19 protein-coding genes are annotated in these 23,173 nt (G+C 56.4%); 18 read left to right on the top strand and 1 reads right to left on the bottom strand.

The features are described from left to right. Positions 1-61: 61 nt before the first annotated feature. On the bottom strand, positions 62-856 hold the full coding sequence (gene map, locus AC6I79_RS15340; protein WP_021507491.1) for a type I methionyl aminopeptidase: 795 nt from the start codon (positions 854-856) through the stop codon (positions 62-64). A gap of 317 nt (positions 857-1,173) precedes the next feature. On the opposite strand from map, the gene rpsB reads away from it, so the two are divergent. From rpsB to AC6I79_RS15250, 18 genes are all read left to right on the top strand, one after another. Then, a complete protein-coding gene (gene rpsB / locus AC6I79_RS15335; protein ID WP_031279692.1) occupies positions 1,174-1,893 on the top strand; it encodes a 30S ribosomal protein S2 in 720 nt (239 codons plus the stop codon). Positions 1,894-2,073: 180 nt separating this feature from the next. Then, positions 2,074-2,925, top strand: a complete 852-nt coding sequence (gene tsf / locus AC6I79_RS15330) for a translation elongation factor Ts (RefSeq protein WP_058780470.1) — start codon at positions 2,074-2,076, stop codon at positions 2,923-2,925. A gap of 153 nt (positions 2,926-3,078) precedes the next feature. Beyond that, complete coding sequence (gene pyrH, locus AC6I79_RS15325) at positions 3,079-3,804, top strand: UMP kinase (RefSeq protein ID WP_010616191.1); 726 nt, start codon at positions 3,079-3,081, stop codon at positions 3,802-3,804. Positions 3,805-3,952: 148 nt separating this feature from the next. Then, complete coding sequence (gene frr / locus AC6I79_RS15320) at positions 3,953-4,510, top strand: ribosome recycling factor (RefSeq protein WP_021507488.1); 558 nt, start codon at positions 3,953-3,955, stop codon at positions 4,508-4,510. A 115-nt stretch (positions 4,511-4,625) separates the two neighbouring features. Continuing rightward, entirely contained in the window at positions 4,626-5,828 is a 1,203-nt protein-coding gene (gene ispC / locus AC6I79_RS15315) for a 1-deoxy-D-xylulose-5-phosphate reductoisomerase (protein ID WP_058774798.1), read from the top strand. A 165-nt stretch (positions 5,829-5,993) separates the two neighbouring features. After that, positions 5,994-6,746, top strand: a complete 753-nt coding sequence (ispU, locus tag AC6I79_RS15310; protein ID WP_021507486.1) for a (2E,6E)-farnesyl-diphosphate-specific ditrans,polycis-undecaprenyl-diphosphate synthase — start codon at positions 5,994-5,996, stop codon at positions 6,744-6,746. A gap of 18 nt (positions 6,747-6,764) precedes the next feature. Continuing rightward, positions 6,765-7,622, top strand: coding sequence for a phosphatidate cytidylyltransferase (cdsA, locus tag AC6I79_RS15305; RefSeq protein WP_010616187.1), 858 nt, complete (start codon positions 6,765-6,767; stop codon positions 7,620-7,622). 12 nt (positions 7,623-7,634) lie between these two features. After that, complete coding sequence (gene rseP / locus AC6I79_RS15300) at positions 7,635-8,984, top strand: sigma E protease regulator RseP (protein WP_058759530.1); 1,350 nt, start codon at positions 7,635-7,637, stop codon at positions 8,982-8,984. Positions 8,985-9,035: 51 nt separating this feature from the next. Continuing rightward, positions 9,036-11,447, top strand: coding sequence for an outer membrane protein assembly factor BamA (bamA, locus tag AC6I79_RS15295; protein WP_021507483.1), 2,412 nt, complete (start codon positions 9,036-9,038; stop codon positions 11,445-11,447). 113 nt (positions 11,448-11,560) lie between these two features. Beyond that, on the top strand, positions 11,561-12,058 hold the full coding sequence (gene skp / locus AC6I79_RS15290) for a molecular chaperone Skp (protein WP_021507482.1): 498 nt from the start codon (positions 11,561-11,563) through the stop codon (positions 12,056-12,058). Between the two features lie 3 nt (positions 12,059-12,061). Next, the gene (gene lpxD, locus AC6I79_RS15285) at positions 12,062-13,087 is read left to right on the top strand and encodes a UDP-3-O-(3-hydroxymyristoyl)glucosamine N-acyltransferase (RefSeq protein WP_021507481.1); all 1,026 of its coding nucleotides are present in this window, start codon (positions 12,062-12,064) and stop codon (positions 13,085-13,087) included. A gap of 194 nt (positions 13,088-13,281) precedes the next feature. Then, entirely contained in the window at positions 13,282-13,737 is a 456-nt protein-coding gene (fabZ, locus tag AC6I79_RS15280) for a 3-hydroxyacyl-ACP dehydratase FabZ (RefSeq protein WP_013507953.1), read from the top strand. Between the two features lie 3 nt (positions 13,738-13,740). Continuing rightward, positions 13,741-14,529 carry an acyl-ACP--UDP-N-acetylglucosamine O-acyltransferase gene (lpxA, locus tag AC6I79_RS15275; protein ID WP_021507480.1) on the top strand — a complete coding sequence of 263 codons (789 nt, stop codon included), beginning with the start codon at positions 13,741-13,743 and terminating at the stop codon, positions 14,527-14,529. Positions 14,530-14,532: 3 nt separating this feature from the next. After that, on the top strand, positions 14,533-15,681 hold the full coding sequence (gene lpxB, locus AC6I79_RS15270; protein ID WP_058759532.1) for a lipid-A-disaccharide synthase: 1,149 nt from the start codon (positions 14,533-14,535) through the stop codon (positions 15,679-15,681). Next, positions 15,674-16,300 (top strand): ribonuclease HII, encoded by a 627-nt coding sequence (gene rnhB, locus AC6I79_RS15265; protein ID WP_159377286.1) that lies wholly within the window; start codon positions 15,674-15,676, stop codon positions 16,298-16,300. Before lpxB ends, rnhB begins: the two co-directional genes overlap by 8 nt. A 31-nt stretch (positions 16,301-16,331) precedes the next feature. Next, a complete protein-coding gene (dnaE, locus tag AC6I79_RS15260) occupies positions 16,332-19,814 on the top strand; it encodes a DNA polymerase III subunit alpha (protein WP_058780472.1) in 3,483 nt (1,160 codons plus the stop codon). A gap of 12 nt (positions 19,815-19,826) precedes the next feature. Continuing rightward, positions 19,827-20,786 carry an acetyl-CoA carboxylase carboxyl transferase subunit alpha gene (gene accA, locus AC6I79_RS15255; protein ID WP_021507476.1) on the top strand — a complete coding sequence of 320 codons (960 nt, stop codon included), beginning with the start codon at positions 19,827-19,829 and terminating at the stop codon, positions 20,784-20,786. Between the two features lie 231 nt (positions 20,787-21,017). Beyond that, on the top strand, positions 21,018-23,168 hold the full coding sequence (locus tag AC6I79_RS15250; protein WP_021507475.1) for a lysine decarboxylase LdcC: 2,151 nt from the start codon (positions 21,018-21,020) through the stop codon (positions 23,166-23,168). The last annotated feature ends 5 nt before the right edge of the window (positions 23,169-23,173 follow it).

The raw sequence follows: 23,173 nt of genomic DNA, 5'->3' as shown, positions 1-23,173 counted from the left end.
TGGGTGAACCTAAACTGACAGGCGTTCGTTTTGAGCCGGCCTGTTATCCTGATGACGAGCGTTACGCGTTGTTTTCCAGCACCGCTGGAATAGTGTCGTCGGCGCGCAGCGTCAGGATCTCACAGCCGTTTTCCGTCACCACAATAGTATGCTCATACTGTGCGGACAAGCTGCGATCTTTGGTTTTCACCGTCCAGCCATCTTTCATGGTGCGGATGCGATAATCACCGGCGTTTACCATCGGTTCGACGGTAAACGTCATGCCAGCCTGCAGCACCACGCCGCTGTCGTCGGCATCGTAATGCAGCACCTGCGGCTCTTCATGGAAGCCTTTACCGATGCCGTGTCCGCAATACTCGCGGACCACGGAAAAATCCTGTGCTTCCACGTATTTCTGAATCGCCCGGCCCAGTTCACGCAGGCGAATGCCCGGCTTCACCAGACGCAGCGCAATGTACAGGCTCTCCTGCGTAACCCGGCACAGGCGCTCGCCCTGAATCGTCGGTTTGCCGACGATGAACATCTTTGACGTATCGCCATGGTACTCATCTTTGATCACCGTGACGTCGACGTTAACGATATCCCCGTCTTTCAGCACGCGATCGTCGCTGGGAATACCGTGACATACCACTTCGTTGACCGAAATACACACTGATTTCGGGAAACCGTGGTAGCCGAGACAGGCTGAAATGGCCTGCTGCTTTTCGGTGATGTGCTGGTGGCACAGACGGTCAAGCTCGCCGGTGGTGACGCCTGGCACGACGTGTGGAGCAATCATCTCCAGCACTTCGGCAGCCAGACGGCCCGCCACGCGCATTTTTTCGATTTCTTCTGGGGTTTTGATTGAAATGGCCATTAAATAATCCGCAATCGCCGCAATTTTCGACAATAATGAGTTCTGTGGCAGTCATGTTAGCAGTCAGCAAATGGGCTGCCAAATCGGGATTACAGCCTGCCGCTCATGCTAACAACTGTTGGCGTATTCCTGCGCATTGTGGTATAAAGCGCGCCGACGATTCTCTGTCACCTCGTATGAGAGGGCAGGAAACGCATAAATCTCATTATGTGTACTAAAACACACATGTATCGACACGTACGCCGGGGTGCCTCGTAAGAGGTCGGTTGTATGGGATACATGGAGGCCCAACCCCAAACAAACTTTTAGAGGTAATCATGGCAACTGTTTCCATGCGCGACATGCTCAAGGCTGGTGTTCACTTCGGTCACCAGACCCGTTACTGGAACCCAAAAATGAAGCCATTCATTTTCGGTGCACGTAACAAAGTTCACATCATCAACCTTGAGAAAACCGTACCAATGTTCAACGAAGCTCTGGCTGAGCTGAACAAGATCTCTTCCCGTAAAGGTAAGATCCTGTTTGTTGGTACCAAGCGCGCTGCTGCCGAAGCGGTAAAAGAGTCTGCACTGAGCTGCGACCAGTTCTTCGTTAACCACCGCTGGCTGGGTGGTATGCTGACCAACTGGAAAACCGTTCGTCAGTCAATCAAACGCCTGAAAGATCTGGAAACTCAGTCTCAGGACGGTACTTTCGACAAACTGACCAAGAAAGAAGCACTGATGCGTGCTCGTGAGCTGGCCAAGCTGGAAAACAGCCTGGGCGGTATCAAAGATATGGGCGGTCTGCCGGATGCACTGTTCGTTGTTGACGCTGACCACGAACACATCGCAATCAAAGAAGCAAATAACCTGGGTATCCCGGTATTTGCTATCGTTGATACTAACTCTGATCCAGACGGCGTTGATTTCGTTATCCCAGGTAACGACGATGCGATCCGTGCTGTAAGCCTGTACCTGACTGCCGTTGCCACTACCGTGCGCGAAGGCCGTTCACAGGACCTGGCTGAGCAGGCTGAAGAAGCTGCTGAAGCTTAATAAGGTTCGCTCTTTCTGAGAGCCCTTAGACATCAGATGTGATCTGTTAAGGGGCCGTGAAGGCCCCTTTATTTATCTCACTTAGTCACGCACCCTGTTCGGGCTGGCGGGGCAAGTAAATTTTCCGCAACAAGTTTCTGACAGTGTGAAAGCACTGCGAGACGAATCGAGGATTCTGGAATGGCTGAAATTACCGCTGCACTGGTAAAAGAACTGCGCGAGCGTACTGGCGCAGGCATGATGGACTGCAAAAAAGCGCTGACCGAAGCGAACGGCGACATTGAGCTGGCGATCGAGAACATGCGCAAGTCTGGTGCGATCAAAGCTGCTAAGAAAGCAGGCAACGTGGCTGCTGACGGCGTGATCAAAACCAAAATCGCTGACGGCTACGCCGTGATTCTGGAAGTGAACTGCCAGACTGACTTCGTGGCAAAAGATGCCGGTTTCCAGGCCTTTGCTGACAAAGTGCTGGACGCTGCTGCTGCCGGTAAAGTGACTGATGTGGAAGTTCTGAAAGCGCAGTTCGAAGAAGAGCGCGTGGCACTGGTTGCGAAAATCGGTGAGAACATCAACATCCGTCGTGTTGCTGTCCTCGAAGGTGCTGAGCTGAACGGCTATCTGCACGGCGCGCGCATCGGCGTACTGGTTTCTACCACCGGCGCTGATGAAGAGCTGAGCAAGCAGATTGCGATGCACGTTGCTGCCAGCAAGCCAGAGTTCGTGAAGCCAGAAGACGTTTCTGCTGACGTGGTTGAGAAAGAGTACCAGGTTCAGCTGGACATCGCGATGCAGTCTGGCAAGCCAAAAGAGATCGCAGAGAAGATGGTTGAAGGCCGTATGAAGAAATTCACCGGCGAAGTCTCTCTGACCGGTCAGGCTTTCGTTATCGACCCAAGCAAAACTGTTGGCCAGGCGCTGAAAGAGAAAGGCGCTGACGTGATCAACTTCATCCGCTTCGAAGTGGGCGAAGGCATTGAGAAAGTCGAATCTGACTTTGCAGCCGAAGTTGCTGCCATGTCCAAACAGTCTTAATGGTTTGAAGGAACCGCCGAGAGGCGGTTCTTTTTTGTCTGCGTTTTGGCGCAGCAATTTTCAGTCTCATCCCAATAGCTTTTCTCACGCGCTAAGCGGATGATCGATCAGATTTAACTTCTCATTCATCTTATCTTCCAGGAAGAATTGACCATGGCGACCAACGCAAAACCTGTATATCAACGTATCTTACTGAAACTGAGCGGCGAAGCACTGCAGGGTGCCGAAGGTTTTGGTATCGACGCGAGCGTGCTTGACCGTATGGCGCAAGAGGTGAAAGAGCTGGTTGAGCTGGGCATTCAGGTGGGTGTGGTAATTGGTGGCGGTAACCTGTTCCGTGGCGCGGGTCTGGCGCAGGCAGGTATGAACCGCGTGGTCGGCGACCACATGGGGATGCTGGCGACCGTGATGAACGGCCTGGCAATGCGTGACGCACTGCATCGTGCGTACGTCAACGCGCGCCTGATGTCGGCGATTCCGCTGAACGGCGTGTGTGATAACTACAGCTGGGCAGAAGCCATCAGCCTGCTGCGCAATAACCGCGTGGTGATCTTCTCTGCCGGTACCGGCAACCCGTTCTTTACCACCGACTCAGCGGCCTGCCTGCGCGGCATCGAAATCGAAGCGGACGTGGTACTGAAAGCCACCAAGGTCGACGGCGTCTACTCAGCCGACCCGGTGAAAAATCCGGATGCCACGCTGTACGAACAGCTGACCTACGGTGAAGTGCTGGAAAAAGAGCTGAAAGTGATGGATCTGGCCGCCTTTACGCTGGCGCGCGACCATCAACTGCCGATCCGCGTCTTCAATATGAACAAGCCTGGCGCGCTGCGTCGCGTGGTGATGGGTGAAAAAGAAGGCACCCTGATTACGCATTAATACCCGACGCAGGATAAAATAAGGTATATTCTGTTGGCGCGCTGCACTGCTGTCGCGCAGCATTCAGGATGATCGATGTTTATCGATACCGTTTCCGTTCCGCTGCGTCCGGAAGTGGCCAGGTCAAACCGAATCCAAGGGTTTCAACGTGATTAACGATATTAAAAAAGATGCTGAAACGCGCATGGACAAATGCGTGGAAGCATTCAAAAACACCATCAGCAAAGTGCGCACCGGTCGTGCTTCGCCTTCACTGCTCGACGGCATCGTTGTGGAATATTACGGTACGCCAACGCCGCTGCGTCAGCTGGCCAGCGTCACCGTTGAAGATTCACGCACGCTGAAAATCAACGTGTTCGATCGCTCAATGGGTCCGGCAGTCGAGAAAGCCATCATGGCTTCTGACCTCGGCCTCAACCCAAGCTCAGCCGGTAGCGACATTCGTGTTCCACTGCCTGCGCTGACCGAAGAGCGTCGTAAAGATCTGATCAAGGTTGTGCGTGGCGAAGCCGAGCAGGGCCGTGTTTCCGTGCGCAACGTGCGCCGTGACGCGAACGACAAGATCAAGGCGCTGCTGAAAGACAAAGAGATCAGCGAAGACGACGAACGTCGCTCGCAGGACGAGATCCAGAAAATGACCGACGTTCGCATCAAGCACGTTGATGCGGCGCTGGCCGAGAAAGAGAAGGAACTGATGGAATTCTGATTCCGTCATTTGCCTGACAAAACGCCGTTCAGAGACGTAGTACGACTCTGGCGGCGTTTTACATTGTGCCCGGCGTACGCGCGGGCGCGCACCACGACTTCACAGGGACAGCACCATGAAGCGATTAACTCTGCTGGGTTCGACCGGCTCAATTGGCACCAGCACGCTGGCGGTAGTGGCGGCGCATCCTGAGCGCTATCAGGTGACTGCGCTGGTGGCAGGTCAGAATGTGGCGCTGATGGCCGAACAGTGTCAGCAATTTAAACCGCGCTACGCGGCGATGTCCGATGACGCTTCCGCTGCGGCGCTGCGTGAACGACTGAAAGCACTCAACATAGATACGGAAGTGCTCTCCGGCGTTCAGGCCGCCTGCGAACTGGCCGCGCTGGATGAGGTCGATCAGGTGATGGCCGCCATTGTGGGCGCTTCCGGTTTACAACCGACGCTGGCCGCCATTCGCGCCGGCAAAACCGTCCTGCTTGCCAATAAAGAATCGCTTGTCACATGCGGCCGTTTGTTTATGGAGGCGGTGCGCCAGCATCAGGCGCAGTTGCTGCCGGTTGACAGCGAGCACAACGCCATTTTTCAGAGTTTGCCCGCTTCCATACAGCATCAGTTGGGGTACGCTGATCTGCGGGAGAATGGCATCGAGTCGATTCTCCTTACGGGATCGGGTGGTCCTTTTCGTGACACGCCATTAGCCGAGCTGGCCGCTATGTCGCCAGATCAGGCCTGTGCGCATCCGAACTGGTCAATGGGGCGTAAAATCTCCGTTGATTCGGCCACCATGATGAATAAAGGTCTTGAATACATTGAAGCCCGCTGGCTGTTTAACGCCACCGACGCACAAATGGAGGTCATCCTGCATCCGCAGTCGGTGATTCACTCCATGGTGCGATACTGCGACGGTAGCGTGCTGGCACAGCTGGGTTCACCCGATATGCGCACGCCAATCGCCCACAGCATGGCCTGGCCGGCACGTATTACCGCAGGCGTAACGCCGCTTGATTTCACCCGAATGAAGGCGCTGACGTTTGCTGAGCCGGACTACGCACGCTATCCCTGCCTGAAGCTGGCAATCGATGCATGCGCAACCGGACAGGCGGCCACCACCACGCTGAACGCAGCCAATGAAGTCGCGGTAGCGGCATTTCTGCAGCATCAGATTCGCTTTACCGATATCGCGGCCATCAACAGTGAAGTGCTGGCAACCCTGCAGTGTCAGGAGCCGGGCAGCGTGGATGACGTGATGGAGATTGATCGGATTGCACGCGTGCGGGCCACGGCGTTGCTGCCGCGCTTTCGTTTAGCCGGTTGATGGTGGCGCTATTTGTTCGCTCAGGGTGAAAATGGTATAGTCGCTCGCTCGCGTTTTACGGCCCGACATTGTTTCGATGTCATCCGGTGAAGTTTCCGGCGTTTGCCGCAGGCGCAATGTATTCAGAAACCACAGCATTTCTGATGAAAGGAATTATTACGCGTTATGTCGTCCAACAATCACAATACAATCGATGACGGGTCGTACTGCACGCCACGTCACGTGGCCATCATTATGGATGGTAATGGTCGCTGGGCAAAAAATCAGGGCAAACTGCGTATTTCAGGCCACAAAGCCGGGGTAAAATCAGTACGCCGGGCCGTCAGCTTTGCGGTCAGCAACAAGCTGGAAGCGCTCACGCTCTATGCGTTCAGCAGTGAAAACTGGAGCCGACCGGTACAGGAAGTGACGGCCTTAATGGAATTGTTTGTCTGGGCGCTCGACAGCGAAGTCAAAAGCCTGCACAAGCACAATGTGCGTCTGCGCATTATTGGTGATATCAGCCGTTTCAATAACCGCATTCAGGAACGCATTCGCCGCGCCGAGGAACTGACTCAGCAAAATGATGGACTCACCCTCAACATTGCTGCCAACTATGGCGGCCGTTGGGATATTATCCAGGGTGTAAAAAAACTGGCTGAACAGGTTCAGGAAGGACTGCTACGTCCTGACCAGATAACTGAAGAAAGTCTGGCTCCGCATCTGTGTATGCAGGAGCAAGCGCCGGTGGATTTAGTGATAAGGACCGGGGGAGAGCATCGGATCAGCAACTTCCTGCTGTGGCAGATCGCCTATGCTGAGTTTTGGTTTACCGATGTTCTCTGGCCTGATTTTGATGAACACGTTTTTGAAGGTGCACTGAATGCATTCTCTCTGCGGGAGCGACGCTATGGCGGCGCTGCACCAGGCGGCGCCTGAGCAACCTGGGGGTAACCTTTGCTGAAGTCTCGTCTGATCACCGCGTTTATTCTGATTCCGCTGGTGATCGCTGCTCTGTTTTGGTTGCCGCTGTCCGGTTTTGCGATTACCACCATCATCATCTGCATGCTTGCCGCCTGGGAGTGGGGGCAGCTGGCGGGGATGGCAACGCGTCAGCAGCGTATCTGGCTGGCGGTGCTATGCGGCCTGCTGCTGGCGGTGATGCTGTTCACCCTGCAACCCTATCAACGTAATCTGCACCAGTTCCAGATGGAGAGCTCGCTCTGGGCCTCGCTGGGCTGGTGGATTGTCGCGCTGTTTCTCGTGCTGTTTTATCCGGCCTCCGCTGCGCTGTGGCGCGCATCGCGTCCGCTGCGCCTGCTGTTTGGCGTGCTGACCGTGGTGCCGTTCTTCTGGGGCATGATGGCGCTGCGCCAGTATCACTATGACACCGACCATTTCGCCGGCGCCTGGTGGCTGCTGTTCGTGATGTTCCTCGTCTGGGGCGCGGATTCCGGTGCTTACATGTTTGGTCGTCTGTTCGGCAAGCATAAGCTGGCGCCGAAAGTCTCGCCGGGCAAAACCTGGGAAGGCTTCTTTGGCGGACTGCTGTCATCGGCGATTATCGCCTGGCTGTTTGCGCTGCTGGCCCCGCTATCGGTGGCGCCGGGCACGCTGATTATCTGCGCCGTGATTGCCACGCTGGCCTCCGTGCTGGGCGATCTCACGGAAAGTATGTTCAAACGTGAAGCCGGTATCAAAGACAGCGGTAACCTGATTCCGGGGCACGGTGGTATCCTCGATCGCATTGATAGCCTGACAGCCGCGGTGCCGGTATTTGCCTGCCTGCTGCTGCTGGTGTTCCGCACCCTCTGAGGATAAGCGACGATGTTGAGCATACTCTGGAGTTTTGTCGCCTTTATCGTGGCGCTCGGCGTGCTGATTACGGTGCACGAGTTCGGCCACTTCTGGGTGGCGCGTCGCTGCGGTGTCAAAGTAGAACGCTTCTCGATCGGTTTCGGCAAAGCCCTGTGGCGTCGCACTGACCGCCAGGGCACGGAATACGTGATCGCGCTGATTCCGCTCGGTGGCTACGTCAAAATGCTCGACGAGCGCGTAGAGAGCGTGCCCGCTGAGCTGCGTCATCAGGCCTTCAACAATAAAACCGTGCTGCAGCGTGCCTCAATCATTGCCGCCGGTCCCATCGCAAATTTCATTTTTGCCGTGTTTGCCTACTGGGTGGTGTTCATCCATGGGGTGCCGGGTGTTCGCCCGGTGGTCGGCGAAATTATGAGCGGTTCCGTCGCGGCAGAAGCGCAAATTACCTCCGGCATGGAACTTAAAGCGGTTGACGGTATCGAAACGCCTGACTGGGATGCTGTGCGCCTGGCGCTGATCGGTAAAATCGGCGACAGCAGTGCCACGCTGACCGTGTCACAGTTTGGTCAGCAGGCGACGCAGCAGAAGCAGCTCAATCTGCGTGACTGGCAATTTGAACCGGACAAACAGGACCCGGTGGTCGCTTTAGGTATTCGACCGCGCGGGCCGCAAATCGAAACCACGCTGGCAGAAGTGCAGGCGCGTTCACCGGCAAGTGCTGCCGGTTTGCAAGCCGGCGACAGGATCGTTAAAGTCGATGGTCAGCCATTAACGCAATGGCAGGTTTTTGCGGCTCAGGTTCGGGATAATCCCGGCAAAAACATGGCGCTGGAGGTTGAGCGTAACGGTGAACCGTTAACGCTGACGCTAACGCCGGAAGCGAAACCGGGTAACGCAGCGGAAGGTTTTGCCGGGGTGATCCCGCGTGTGATCCCGCTGCCGGATGAGTACAAAACGGTAAAACAGTACGGACCTTTCGCCGCGATTGGTGAAGCCGGTGTCAAAACCTGGCAACTGATGAAGCTGACGGTTTCGATGCTGGGCAAGTTGATAACCGGGGACGTCAAGCTGAATAACCTGAGCGGGCCAATTTCGATTGCGCAGGGTGCCGGATTATCAGCTGAATATGGGGTGATTTATTACCTGATGTTCCTCGCGCTGATTAGCGTCAACTTAGGGATCATCAATCTGTTCCCTCTGCCGGTTTTAGATGGTGGACATCTGCTCTTTCTGGCGATCGAAAAGATCAAAGGTGGACCGGTGTCCGAGCGAGTTCAGGACTTCAGTTATCGCATCGGCTCAATTTTGCTGGTGCTTTTAATGGGGCTTGCACTTTTCAATGATTTCTCTCGCCTGTAATCGCTGGAACGCAGACAGGCGCGGGATGTGTTAGGAAAACGCATAACAACGATGGCGATGAAAAAGTTGCTCATAGCGTCGCTGCTGTTTAGCAGCGCCACCGTTTACGGTGCAGACGATTTCGTAGTGAAGGACATTCATTTCGAAGGTCTACAGCGAGTCGCCGTCGGCGCGGCTCTGCTCAGCATGCCGGTACGCGTCGGTGATACGGTGAATGATGATGACATCAGAAACACCATTCGCTCACTGTTCGCTACCGGTAACTTTGAAGATGTCCAGGTTCTGCGTGACGGCACCACCCTGATTGTTCAGGTGAAGGAACGTCCGACCATTGCCAGCATCACCTTCTCCGGTAACAAAGCGGTGAAAGAGGATCAGCTGAAGGAGAACCTTGAGGCCTCCGGTGTGCGCGTTGGCGAAGCGCTTGACCGCACCACGCTCTCTTCCATCGAGAAGGGGCTGGAGGACTTTTACTACAGCGTCGGTAAATATACCGCCAGCGTCAAAGCCATCGCGACGCCGCTGCCGCGTAACCGTGTCGATCTGAAATTCGTCTTCCAGGAAGGCGTCTCGGCCAAGATCCAGCAGATCAACATTGTCGGCAACAAAGCGTTCAGCTCAGACGAACTGATCTCCCGCTTCCAGCTGCGCGATGAAGTGCCGTGGTGGAACGTGGTGGGCGATCGTAAATACCAGAAGCAGAAACTGGCGGGCGATCTCGAAACCCTGCGCAGCTTCTATCTGGATCGCGGTTATGCGCGTTTCAATATTGATTCCACGCAGGTGAGCCTGACGCCGGACAAGAAAGGCATCTACATCACCGTCAACATCACTGAAGGCGATCAGTACAAGATTGCCGGCGTGATCGTCAACGGCAGTATGGCGGGCCACTCGGCGGAAATTGAGCACCTGACGCAGATTCCTAACGGTGAGCTGTATAACGGCACCAAAGTCACCCAGATGGAAGATGACATCAAGAAGCTGCTGGGCCGTTATGGCTACGCCTATCCTCGCGTGGTGACGCAGCCGGAAATCAACGATGCGGATAAAACCGTTAAGCTGCACATCAACGTTGATGCCGGTAACCGTTATTACGTGCGTAAAGTGCGTTTTGAAGGTAACGACACCTCGAAAGATGCCGTACTGCGCCGCGAAATGCGTCAGATGGAAGGCGCATGGCTGGGCAGCGACCTCGTCGATCAGGGCAAAGAGCGCCTGAACCGTACCGGTTACTTCGAAACCGTGGACGTTGATACCCAGCGCGTTCCGGGCTCGCCAGACCAGGTTGACGTGGTTTACAAAGTCAAAGAGCGTAACACCGGTACCTTCAACTTTGGTGTGGGTTACGGTACGGAGAGTGGCGTCAGCTTCCAGGTCGGCGTGACCCAGGAGAACTGGCTCGGCACCGGTAATACCGTCGGCATCAGCGGTACCAAGAACGACTACCAGACCTACGCAGAATTCTCACTCACCGATCCATACTTCACGGTGGACGGTGTGAGCCTCGGCGGTCGCCTCTTCTACAACGACTTTAAAGCGGATGATGCTGATCTCTCCGACTACACCAACAAAAGTTACGGTGTGGACGGTACGCTCGGCTTCCCGGTTAACGAAAACAACACGCTGCGCGTCGGCTTAGGTTATGTGCACAACGACCTGTCCAACATGCGTCCGCAGGTGGCGATGTGGCGTTACCTTGACTCGGTGGGTCGTCATCAGGGGCTGAATGATGACGGTGATTTCTCTGCGGATGACTTCACCTTCAACTACGGCTGGACGTACAACACGCTCGATCGTGGTTTCTTCCCGACGCGCGGTAACCGTACCAACCTGAACGGTAAAGTGACCATTCCGGGCTCTGATAACTCGTTCTATAAAGCGACGCTGGACACCCAGCAGTACGTGCCGCTGAACCGTGATGGCACCTGGGTGGTGCTGGGTCGTGGCCGTGTTGGCTACGGTGACGGACTCGGTGGCAAAGAGATGCCGTTCTATGAGAACTTCTACGCCGGCGGTTCCAGCACCGTGCGTGGCTTCCAGTCCAACACCATTGGTCCGAAAGCCGCTTACCTGAACGATCGTTCGTCGAGCTGTAATCTGACCGATCCGGACGGCATCTGTAAGTCTGACGATGCGGTGGGCGGTAACGCCATGGCGATCGCCAGCCTTGAACTGATTACGCCAACGCCGTTCCTGAGCGAAAAATATGCAAACTCAGTACGTACCTCGGTATTTATGGATGCCGGTACCGTCTGGGATACCAAGTGGCAGAACACCGCGGAAACCCGCGCGGCGGGCATTCCGGACTACAGCGACCCGAACAACATTCGCGTCTCTGCCGGTCTTGCGCTGCAGTGGATGTCGCCACTTGGACCACTGGTGTTCTCCTACGCACAGCCAGTGAAGAAAGTCGAGGGAGACAAAGCAGAACAGTTCCAGTTTAACATCGGTAAAACCTGGTAAGGTTCTGAGCACGGAAGCAGAGTCGTAGTACGGCATCGCGCCGGCGCCAGACGGGAGCCGGACGATGCCAACACTGTGTCGCTGACACAAACGTTGATGGTAAGGAGTTTATAGTGAAAAAGTTGTTGTGTGCCGCAGGTCTGGGTCTTGCTTTAGCGGTTTCCGCGGGCGTTCAGGCTGCTGACAAAATTGCAGTGGTAAACGTGTCCAGCATTTTCCAACAGTTACCGCAACGTGCGACCGTTGCTAAACAGCTGGAAAACGAATTCAAGGGCCGTGCCACTGAGCTGCAGAGCCAGGAGCGCGATCTGCAGACTAAAATGCAGAAACTGCAGCGCGATGGTTCAACCATGAAGGCCAGCGACCGCAGCCGCATGGAAAAAGACATCATGTCACAGCGCGAAGCATTCTCGACGAAAGCGCAGGCTTTCGATCAGGATAACCGCCGTCGTCAGATGGAAGAGCGTAACAAACTGCTGAGCCGTATTCAGGACGCAGTGAAGAAAGTGGCGGACAGCGAAGGGTATGACGTGGTAATCGACGCCAATGCCGTTGCCTATGCTTCTAACGCGAAAGACATTACTGCTGACGTGCTGAAACAGGTTAAATAATCGATGTCATCAATTCGACTGGCTGATTTAGCCCAGCAGTTGGATGCAGAATTGCACGGAGATGGCGATATCGCCATCTCCGGCATTGCTTCTATGCAATCCGCCACCCCTGGTCAAATCACTTTTCTTGCCAACAGCCGCTACCGCGAGCAGCTCGCACAGGTTCAGGCCTCAGCCGTGGTGCTGACGGAAGCGGATCTGGAGTGGTGTAAAACCGCCGCGCTGGTGGTGAAAAACCCTTACCTGACTTATGCCCGTATGGCACAACTGCTGGACACCACGCCGCAGCCCGCGCAAAATATCGCGCCCAGCGCCGTGATCGATCCGAGCGCGAAGCTGGGGAACAATGTCTCGGTGGGCGCTAACGCGGTCATCGAGTCCGGCGTTGAGCTGGGTGATGACGTGGTGATTGGCGCCGGCTGCTTTGTCGGCAAGCGCACGCGCATTGGCCGTGGTTCCCGTCTGTGGGCCAACGTTACGGTTTATCATGAGATTCAGATTGGTCAGGATTGTCTGATTCAGTCTGGCACCGTGATTGGTGCCGATGGTTTCGGTTATGCTAACGACCGCGGCAACTGGGTGAAAATTCCTCAGCTGGGCACCGTGGTGATTGGCGATCGGGTAGAAATTGGCGCCTGTACCACGATCGATCGCGGTGCGCTGGATAACACTCTGATCGGCAATGGTGTTATCATAGACAACCAGTGCCAGATTGCGCATAACGTCGTGATTGGTGATAACACCGCGGTTGCCGGTGGTGTGATCATGGCGGGTAGTCTGAAGATTGGGCGTTACTGTATGATTGGCGGAGCCAGCGTCATTAACGGCCATATGGAAATCTGTGACAAAGTGACGGTAACCGGCATGGGCATGGTCATGCGTCCCATCACAGAGCCTGGGGTATACTCATCGGGTATCCCGCTGCAACCCAACAAAACCTGGCGTAAAACGGCAGCGCTGGTGATGAACATCGATGACATGAGCAAACGCTTAAAAGCCATCGAACGCAAGGTCGGCAAAGACGACTGAGCACATCCCGGCTCTACCCGCTTTCATAATAAAGCAGCGTACCTTCTTTCACCTCGGGGTTAACCAGAGTGCGGCAGCAGGTATCATGGTAAGCGAAACGCCACTGAACTGATTTGCGGCCTGCGAAAGATCATTTTGATCGGTGCAGGCCGTGTTATTGTTGCCATCAGATTTTTTAGGACAGGAAGAGTATTTTGACAACTGAAACGCATACTCTGAAAATTGAAGAGATTTTAGAACTGCTGCCGCACCGCTATCCGTTTTTGCTGGTTGACCGCGTGCTGGAATTTGAAGAGCATAAATATCTGCGTGCGGTAAAGAACGTTTCTGTTAATGAACCGTTTTTCCAGGGACACTTCCCTGGTAAACCGATTTTCCCAGGCGTTCTGATCCTGGAAGCGATGGCGCAGGCGACCGGTATTCTGGCGTTTAAAAGCGTTGGAAAACTGGAACCGGGCGAGCTGTACTATTTCGCCGGTATCGACGAAGCCCGTTTCAAGCGTCCGGTAGTGCCGGGCGACCAGATGATCATGGAAGTTACCTTCGAGAAGACCCGCCGTGGCCTGACGCGCTTCAAAGGCGTGGCAACCGTAGACGGTAAGATTGTCTGTGAAGCGACCATGATGTGTGCCCGTAGCCGGGAGGCATAATTAGTGATTGATTCAACCGCCAGCATCCATCCAACGTCCATCATTGAAGAAGGTGCGGTGATCGGCGCCAACGTCCAAATCGGTCCGTTTTGTGTTGTCGGAGCGAACGTGGAAATTGGCGAAGGCACGGTGCTGAAATCGCACGTGGTGGTGAATGGCCACACGCGTATCGGTAAAGATAACCAGATCTACCAGTTCGTTTCGATTGGCGAAGTGAATCAGGATCTGAAATATGCCGGTGAACCGACCCGCGTTGAAGTCGGCGATCGCAACCGCATCCGCGAGAGCGTCACCATTCATCGTGGCACCACGCAGGGTGGCGGCCTGACCAAAGTCGGCAGCGACAACCTGCTGATGGTCAACGCGCACATTGCCCATGACTGCGTGATCGGCAATCGCTGTATTCTGGCCAACAACGTAACGCTGGGCGGCCACGTTACCGTGGATGATTTTGCCATCATCGGCGGCGTGACGGCGGTGCACCAGTGGTGCACCATTGGTGCCCACGTGATGGTAGGCGGTTGTTCCGGCGTCGCGCAGGACGTGCCGCCGTACGTGATTGCGCAGGGCAACCATGCCACGCCGTTCGGTGTCAATATCGAAGGCCTGAAGCGTCGTGGCTTCAGCAAAGAAGCACTGCACGCCATTCGTAACGCGTACAAGCTGCTGTACCGCAGCGGTAAAACGCTGGATGAAGTGAAGCCGGAGATTGAAGAACTGGCTAAACTTCATAGCGAAGTGCAGCCTTTCTACGACTTCTTTGCCCGTTCTACCCGTGGATTGATTCGTTAATTCATGTCAGTGCGTCCCTTAACGATTGCCCTGGTCGCCGGAGAAACCTCCGGCGATATTCTTGGTGCCGGATTGATTCGTGCGCTGAAAGCGCGCCATCCTGACGCGCGCTTCGTTGGCGTTGCCGGTCCGCTGATGCAGGCCGAAGGCTGCGAAGCCTGGTACGAGATGGAAGAGCTGGCGGTAATGGGCATCGTTGAGGTGCTTGGCCGCCTGCGCCGTTTGCTGCACATCCGCAAGGATTTAACCCAGCGCTTTACCGAGCTGCGGCCGGATGTCTTCGTCGGCATCGATGCCCCGGATTTCAACATCACGCTGGAAGGCAACCTCAAGCGTGCCGGCATTCGCACCATTCATTATGTCAGTCCCTCCGTGTGGGCCTGGCGACAAAAGCGCGTGTTCAAAATTGGCCGCAACACCGATCTGGTGCTGGCGTTTCTGCCTTTTGAAAAAGCGTTTTACGATCGCTACAACGTGCCGTGCCGCTTTATCGGGCACACCATGGCCGATGCGATGCCGCTGCAGCCGGACAAACTGGCCGCGCGGCGTGAATTAGGCATCGCTGACGATGCGCTGTGCCTTGGCCTGCTGCCGGGCAGCCGTGGCGCGGAAGTGGAGATGCTCAGCGCCGATTTCCTGCGCGCTGCACAGCTGCTGCGCCAGCGCTATCCGGCGCTGGAGATCGTGGTGCCGCTGGTTAACGCGAAGCGGCGCGCGCAGTTCGAGCAGATTAAAGCCAGCGTCGCGCCGGAATTGCCGATGCACCTGCTGGATGGCAAAGGGCGCCAGGCGATGATCGCCAGCGACGCGGCGATTCTGGCTTCCGGCACTGCAGCGCTGGAGTGCATGCTGGCGAAATGCCCGATGGTGGTGGGCTATCGTATGAAGCCGTTCACCTTCTGGCTGGCGAAGCGGCTGGTGAAAACCCCGTACGTTTCGCTGCCTAACCTGCTGGCCGGCCGTGAGCTGGTGCAGGAGCTGCTGCAGGAGGAGTGCCAGCCTGCAGCGTTAGCCGCGGCGCTGGAGCCGCTGCTGCATGCCGGTCCGGAGCGTGACGCGCTGCTGGCCACTTTCACCCAATTGCATCAGCAGATTCGCTGGAACGCCGACGAACAGGCGGCGGATGCGGTACTGGAGATTGCCAATGGCTGAATTTATCTATCCTGATGCCCGGCTGATTGCCGGCGTTGATGAAGTCGGACGTGGCCCGCTGGTCGGTGCCGTGGTGACCGCCGCCGTGATCCTCGATCCAGCGCGGCCGATTGCCGGCCTGGCGGATTCCAAAAAGCTGTCTGAAAAGCGCCGCCTTGCGCTGTTTGATGAAATCAAAGAGAAAGCGCTGGCGTGGAGCCTGGGCCGCGCTGAACCGGAAGAGATTGATCAGCTGAACATCCTGCACGCCACCATGCTGGCGATGCAGCGCGCGGTTGCCGGTCTGCATATTGCACCGGATTTTGTCCTGATTGATGGCAACCGCTGTCCGGCGCTGCCGATGCCGTCGCAGGCGGTGGTGAAGGGCGATAGTCTGGTGCGGGAAATCAGCGCCGCCTCGATCATCGCCAAAGTCACGCGCGACCGTGAAATGGCTGAGCTGGACCTGCTGTTTCCGCAGTACGGTTTCGCCCAGCACAAAGGCTATCCGACCGCGCTGCACATGGAAAAACTGACGCAGTTTGGTGCCATACCTCACCACCGCCGCAGCTTTGCGCCGGTGCGTAACGCCCTGATTGATGCTGATGTGCTGGCCGCGCGCCAGCCGACTACGCTTTAATAGCCTGACGCTGTTTTAACCGGAAACTGATATGGCTGAACCTCGTTTTATACATCTGCGCGTACACAGCGATTACTCCATGGTCGATGGTCTGGCCAAGACCGGGCCGCTGGTAAAAAAGGCGGCCGCGCTCGGCATGCCAGCCATTGCCATCACCGACTACACCAACCTGTGCGGGCTGGTGCGCTTTTATGGCAGCGCGCACAGCGCCGGTATCAAACCGATCGTCGGGGCTGACTTCCAGGTGGCCAGCGATTTGATGGGCGATGAGCTGACGCAGCTCACCGTGCTGGCGGCTAATAACACCGGTTACCAGAATCTGACGCTGCTGATTTCGCGCGCTTACCAGCGCGGTTACGGTATCGCCGGACCGATTATCGATCGCGACTGGCTCCTGGAGCTGGGCGAAGGGTTGATTCTGCTGTCGGGCGGACGGCGCGGTGACGTCGGTCGCAGCCTGCTGCGCGGCAATAACGCGCTGGTGACGCAGTGCCTGAGCTTCTATCAGCAGCATTTCCCGAACCGCTACTATCTGGAACTGACGCGTACCGGCCGGCCAGATGAAGAGGCCTATCTGCACGCCGCGGTTGAGCTGGCGATTGCTGAATCGGTGCCGGTGGTGGCCACCAATGAAGTCTGCTTCCTCAACGAAGAAGATTTTGATGCCCATGAAATCCGCGTGGCGATTCACGACGGCTACACGCTGGACGATCCTAAACGTCCGCGCAACTACAGTCCTCAGCAATATATGCGCAGCGAAGAGGAGATGTGCGAGCTGTTCTCGGACATCCCGGAAGCGCTGGAAAACAGCGTAGAGATTGCTAAGCGTTGTAACGTCACGGTGCGCCTCGGCGAATATTTCCTGCCGCAATTCCCGACCGGCGACATGTCGACCGAAGATTTCCTGGTGATGAAGTCGCGCGAAGGGCTGGAGGAGCGCCTGGCGTTTCTCTTCCCGGATGAGCAGGTGCGTGCCGAACGCCGGCCGGAGTATGACGAGCGTCTCGACATCGAGCTCAACGTCATTAACCAGATGGGTTTCCCCGGCTACTTCCTGATCGTGATGGAGTTTATCCAGTGGTCGAAGGACAACGGCATTCCGGTGGGGCCGGGGCGTGGTTCCGGTGCCGGTTCACTGGTGGCCTACGCGCTGAAAATTACCGATCTCGATCCGCTGGAGTTTGACCTGCTGTTCGAACGTTTCCTTAACCCGGAACGTGTCTCGATGCCCGACTTTGACGTCGACTTCTGCATGGAAAAACGTGACCAGGTGATCGATCACGTGGCTGAGATGTACGGCCGCGATGCGGTGTCGCAGATTATCACCTTCGGTACCATGGCGGCGAAAGCGGTGATTCGCGACGTTGGTCGGGTGCTGGGGCATCCGTACGGCTTTGTTGATCGCATCTCAAAACTGATCCCGCCGGATCCGGGCATGACGCTGGAAAAAGCGTTCCAGGCGGAACCGCAGCTGCCGGAGATCTACGAAGCTGACGAAGAGGTCAAAGCGCTGATCGACATGGCGCGCAAGCTGGAAGGGGTCACGCGTAACGCCGGCAAGCACGCCGGTGGCGTGGTCATTGCGCCGACCAAAATCACCGATTTTGCGCCGCTGTACTGCGATGAGAACGGCCAGTTCCCGGTCACCCAGTTCGATAAAAACGACGTGGAATACGCCGGACTGGTGAAGTTTGACTTCCTCGGCCTGCGCACGCTGACCATCATCGACTGGGCGCTGAAGATGATCAACCCGCGGCGTGAAAAGCAGGGTTTACCGCCGATCGATATCGCCGCCATCCCGCTGGATGACAAAAAAAGCTTCGACATGCTGCAACGCTCGGAAACCACCGCGGTGTTCCAGCTTGAATCGCGCGGCATGAAAGATCTGATTAAGCGCCTGAAGCCGGACTGCTTCGAAGATATGATCGCACTGGTGGCGCTGTTCCGTCCGGGGCCGCTGCAGTCGGGCATGGTCGATAACTTTATTGACCGTAAGCACGGCCGTGAAGCCATCTCCTACCCGGACATTCAGTGGCAGCATGAGAGCCTGAAGCCGGTGCTGGAGCCGACCTACGGCATCATCCTCTATCAGGAACAGGTGATGCAGATTGCCCAGGTGCTGTCCGGCTATACGCTGGGCGGCGCGGATATGCTGCGTCGTGCCATGGGTAAAAAGAAGCCGGAGGAGATGGCCAAGCAGCGTTCGGTGTTCCAGGACGGTGCTGAGAAGATGGGCATCAACGGCGAACTGTCGATGAAAATCTTCGATCTGGTGGAGAAGTTCGCAGGCTACGGCTTTAACAAGTCGCACTCTGCTGCTTATGCGCTGGTCTCCTATCAGACGCTGTGGCTGAAAGCGCACTATCCGGCCGAGTTCATGGCGGCGGTGATGACCGCCGATATGGATAACACCGAGAAGGTGGTTGGACTGGTGGATGAGTGCTGGCGCATGGGGCTGAAAGTGCTGCCGCCAGACATTAACTCCGGGCTCTATCCGTTCCACGTCAACGATGACGGGGAGATCGTGTACGGCATCGGCGCCATCAAAGGCGTGGGTGAGGGGCCGATCGAAGCGATCCTCGAAGCGCGTAATCAGGGCGGCTACTTTAAAGAGCTGTTTGATCTCTGCGCGCGCACCGACACTAAAAAGATCAACCGTCGCGTGATGGAAAAACTGATCATGTCCGGCGCGTTCGATCGCCTTGGCCCGCACCGCGCGGCGCTGATGAGCGCGCTGGGGGACGCCCTGAAGGCGGCGGACCAGCATGCCAAAGCCGAAGCGACGGGGCAGGCGGATATGTTCGGCGTGCTGGCGGAAGAGCCCGAGCAGGTTGAGCAATCTTACGCGGCCATTACGCCGTGGCCGGAACAGGTGCAGCTGGACGGCGAGCGTGAGACGCTCGGTCTGTATCTCACCGGTCATCCGATCAATCAGTATCTGAAAGAAATTGAGCGCTACGTTGGCGGCATGCGCCTGAAAGACATGCATCCAACAGAACGTGGTAAAGTGACCGTTGCGGCCGGGCTGGTGATTGCCGCCCGCGTCATGGTCACCAAGCGCGGCAACCGAATTGGTATCTGTACTCTTGACGACCGCTCTGGCCGTCTTGAGGTGATGTTATTTACCGATGCGTTAGATAAATACCAGCAGCTGCTGGAGAAGGACCGTATCCTGATCGTCAGTGGACAGGTCAGCTTTGATGACTTTAGCGGTGGGCTTAAAATGACCGCCCGGGAAGTCATGGACATCGACGAAGCGCGGGAAAAATACGCGCGCGGACTTGCTATCTCGCTGACGGACAGGCAAATTGATGACCAGCTTTTAAACCGTCTCCGCCAGTCTCTGGAGCCTCATCGCTCCGGGACCATTCCGGTGCATCTCTATTATCAGAGAGCAGATGCGCGGGCGAAGCTGCGCTTTGGTGCAGCGTGGCGTATTTCGCCCAGCGATCGTTTACTCAACGATTTGCGGTCGTTAGTAGGGTCGGAGCAGGTGGAACTGGAGTTTGACTAAAACAGGAACATTATGAGTCTTAATTACCTGGATTTTGAACAGCCAATCGCTGAACTGGAAGCGAAAATCGACTCGCTGAAATCGATTGGTCGTTCGGATGAGAAACACGATATTAATCTGGATGAAGAAGTGCAGCGTCTGCGCGAGAAAAGCGTCGAGCTGACCCGTAAAATCTTCTCCGATTTGGGTGCATGGCAGGTTGCGCAGCTGGCGCGCCATCCGCTGCGTCCTTATACGCTGGACTATGTCCGCAATGCGTTTGACGATTTTGACGAGCTGGCCGGTGACCGCGCCTATGCCGATGATAAAGCCATTGTCGGCGGCATCGCTCGTCTGGATGGGCGTCCGGTGATGGTCATTGGCCATCAGAAAGGCCGCGAAACCAAAGAGAAAATCCGGCGTAACTTCGGTATGCCAGCACCCGAGGGCTACCGTAAAGCACTGCGTCTGATGGAGATGGCCGAGCGCTTTAAGATGCCACTGATCACCTTCATCGACACGCCGGGTGCCTATCCGGGCGTGGGCGCGGAAGAGCGCGGTCAGTCTGAAGCGATTGCCCGCAACCTGCGCGAGATGTCAGGCCTGAAGATCCCGGTGATCTGTACCGTGATCGGCGAAGGCGGCTCCGGCGGCGCGCTGGCGATTGGCGTTGGCGATAAAGTGAATATGCTGCAGTACAGCACCTATTCGGTGATCTCACCGGAAGGCTGTGCGTCAATTCTGTGGAAGAGCGCCGACAAAGCGCCACTGGCCGCAGAAGCGATGGGCATTACCGCCGGGCGTCTGAAAGAGCTGAAGCTGATCGATTCGATCATCCCGGAACCGCTGGGCGGCGCGCACCGTCATCCGGTGGACATGGCGGCAGCGCTCAAGCAGCAGCTGCTGGCCGATCTGGCCGATCTCGATGTGCTGAGCACGGAAGAGCTGCTCAACCGCCGCTATCAGCGCCTGATGAGCTACGGCTACGCGTAAACGCCTAAAAGCCTTCACAGAAGCGGACCCCGGTCCGCTTTTTTTATGCCTGTTTGTACCTCAATGCGCACCCTGGGAAAAACCGGGTAGTAATCCTGTAGGGTCGCCATTCATGGCGACCTGAGATGCATCGCTGACAAACATCAGGCCAACAACGGCGCGATTCCGGAACATTCACCCGCCACTTTTCGCTATCCTTATTCCGTGCCACAACACCACAGGAGGTGAGCATTGAATATTATTGCGATCATGGGACCGCACGGCGCGTTCTACAAAGATGAACCGATTCGTGAACTGGACGCGGCGCTGAAGCTGCAGGGTTTCCAGACCGTTTACCCCAACAATGCCAGCGACCTGCTGAAACTGATTGAACACAACCCGCGCGTCTGCGGGGTGATATTTGACTGGGACGACTACAGCCTGGCGCTGTGCAGCGACATCAATCAGCTTAACGAATCACTGCCGCTGTATGCCTTCATCAACACCCATTCGCAGATGGATGTCAGCATTAATGAAATGCGCATGGCGCTGCACTTCTTCGAATACGCGCTCAACGCCGCTGACGATATTGCACTGCATATCCGGCAGTACACCGATGAGTACATCGACAAAATTATGCCGCCGCTGACCAAAGCGCTGTTCACCTACGTCAAAGAGGGGAAATACACCTTCTGCACGCCGGGCCACATGGGCGGCACGGCGTTTCAGAAAAGCCCGGTCGGCAGCCTGTTCTATGATTTCTTCGGCGCCAACACGCTGAAAGCGGATGTATCGATCTCGGTCACCGAGCTGGGTTCGCTGCTCGATCACACTGGTCCGCACCTCGAAGCAGAAGAGTATGTGGCGCGCACCTTTGGCGCTGAACAGAGCTATATGGTCACCAACGGCACGTCGACTTCAAATAAAATCGTCGGAATGTACGCCGCACCGGCCGGCAGCACGGTGCTGATTGACCGCAACTGCCACAAATCGCTGACTCATCTGCTGATGATGAGCGACATCATCCCCATCTGGCTCAAACCAACGCGCAACGCGCTGGGCATTTTGGGTGGCATCCCTAAGCGCGAATTCACCCGCGACAGCATCCAGCAGAAAGTTAACGACACACCGCGCGCCCGCTGGCCGGTGCATGCGGTCATCACCAACTCAACCTACGACGGTCTGCTGTATAACACGCAATACATCAAACAGACGCTGGACGTGCCGTCCATTCATTTCGATTCCGCCTGGGTGCCATACACCAATTTTCACCCTATCTACAGCGGCAAAAGTGGCATGAGCGGCGAGCGCATTCCCGGCAAAGTGATCTATGAAACCCAGTCGACCCACAAACTGCTGGCGGCGTTCTCACAGGCGTCGCTGATTCACATCAAGGGCGATTACGATCACGACACCTTCAACGAAGCCTACATGATGCACACCACCACCTCGCCGAGCTACGCGATCGTCTCTTCGATTGAGACCGCGGCGGCGATGCTGCGCGGTAATCCGGGCCGGCGGCTGATTAATCGCTCGGTGGAGCGCGCGCTGCATTTTCGCCGCGAGATCCAGCGGCTGCGCGAAGAGTCTGACGGCTGGTTCTTTGATATCTGGCAGCCGGAGCAGGTCGATGAAGCCGAATGCTGGCCAATTCAGCCGGGTGACGAGGCGTGGCACGGCTTTACCCACGCCGATCGCGATCATATGTACCTTGATCCCATCAAAGTCACCATACTTACGCCGGGCATGAGCGAACTGGGCCAGATGGCGGAAGAGGGCATTCCGGCCGCGCTGGTGGCGAAATTCCTCGACCAGCGTGGCATCGTGGTGGAGAAGACCGGACCGTATAACCTGTTGTTCCTGTTCAGCATTGGCATTGATAAAACCAAAGCGATGAGCGTGCTGCGCGGACTGACGGAGTTTAAACGCGCCTACGATCTCAATCTGCGGGTAAAAAACATGCTGCCGGATCTGTATGCTGAAGATCCTGACTTCTACCGTAACATGCGCATCCAGACGCTGGCGCAGGGCATTCATCAGCTGATCCTGCAGCACGATCTGCCGCGTCTGATGCTGCGGGCATTCGACGTTCTGCCGGAGATGAAGATGACGCCGCACCAGGCGTTTCAGCGGCAGGTGCAGGGGCAGGTGGAAACCGTGGACATTCGCGAGCTGGTTGGGCGGATTTCAGCCAACATGATCCTGCCTTATCCGCCAGGCGTGCCGCTGGTGATGCCGGGCGAGATGATTACCGAACAGAGCCGGGCGGTGCTGGATTTCCTGCTGATGCTCTGTACCATCGGGCGGCACTATCCCGGCTTTGAAACGGATATTCACGGTGCCACGCTCACCGACGACGGTCGCTATCTGGTGCGCGTGCTGCGTGACGAGCCTGTGCGCTAACTTCA

Source organism: gamma proteobacterium symbiont of Scutellera amethystina, assembly GCF_059730845.1.
The sequence above is the reverse complement of the archived record's forward strand: the minus strand, read 5'-3'. Positions and strand labels throughout refer to the sequence as shown.

Coding starts and splice junctions, on each gene's coding strand:
- map (WP_021507491.1), bottom strand. CDS start 856: ATGGCCATTTCAATCAAAACCCCAGAAGAAATCGAAAAAATGCGCGTG.
- pyrH (WP_010616191.1), top strand. CDS start 3,079: ATGGCGACCAACGCAAAACCTGTATATCAACGTATCTTACTGAAACTG.
- lpxB (WP_058759532.1), top strand. CDS start 14,533: ATGTCAGTGCGTCCCTTAACGATTGCCCTGGTCGCCGGAGAAACCTCC.
- ispC (WP_058774798.1), top strand. CDS start 4,626: ATGAAGCGATTAACTCTGCTGGGTTCGACCGGCTCAATTGGCACCAGC.
- lpxD (WP_021507481.1), top strand. CDS start 12,062: ATGTCATCAATTCGACTGGCTGATTTAGCCCAGCAGTTGGATGCAGAA.
- rseP (WP_058759530.1), top strand. CDS start 7,635: ATGTTGAGCATACTCTGGAGTTTTGTCGCCTTTATCGTGGCGCTCGGC.
- dnaE (WP_058780472.1), top strand. CDS start 16,332: ATGGCTGAACCTCGTTTTATACATCTGCGCGTACACAGCGATTACTCC.
- accA (WP_021507476.1), top strand. CDS start 19,827: ATGAGTCTTAATTACCTGGATTTTGAACAGCCAATCGCTGAACTGGAA.
- rnhB (WP_159377286.1), top strand. CDS start 15,674: ATGGCTGAATTTATCTATCCTGATGCCCGGCTGATTGCCGGCGTTGAT.
- bamA (WP_021507483.1), top strand. CDS start 9,036: ATGGCGATGAAAAAGTTGCTCATAGCGTCGCTGCTGTTTAGCAGCGCC.
- rpsB (WP_031279692.1), top strand. CDS start 1,174: ATGGCAACTGTTTCCATGCGCGACATGCTCAAGGCTGGTGTTCACTTC.
- ispU (WP_021507486.1), top strand. CDS start 5,994: ATGTCGTCCAACAATCACAATACAATCGATGACGGGTCGTACTGCACG.
- tsf (WP_058780470.1), top strand. CDS start 2,074: ATGGCTGAAATTACCGCTGCACTGGTAAAAGAACTGCGCGAGCGTACT.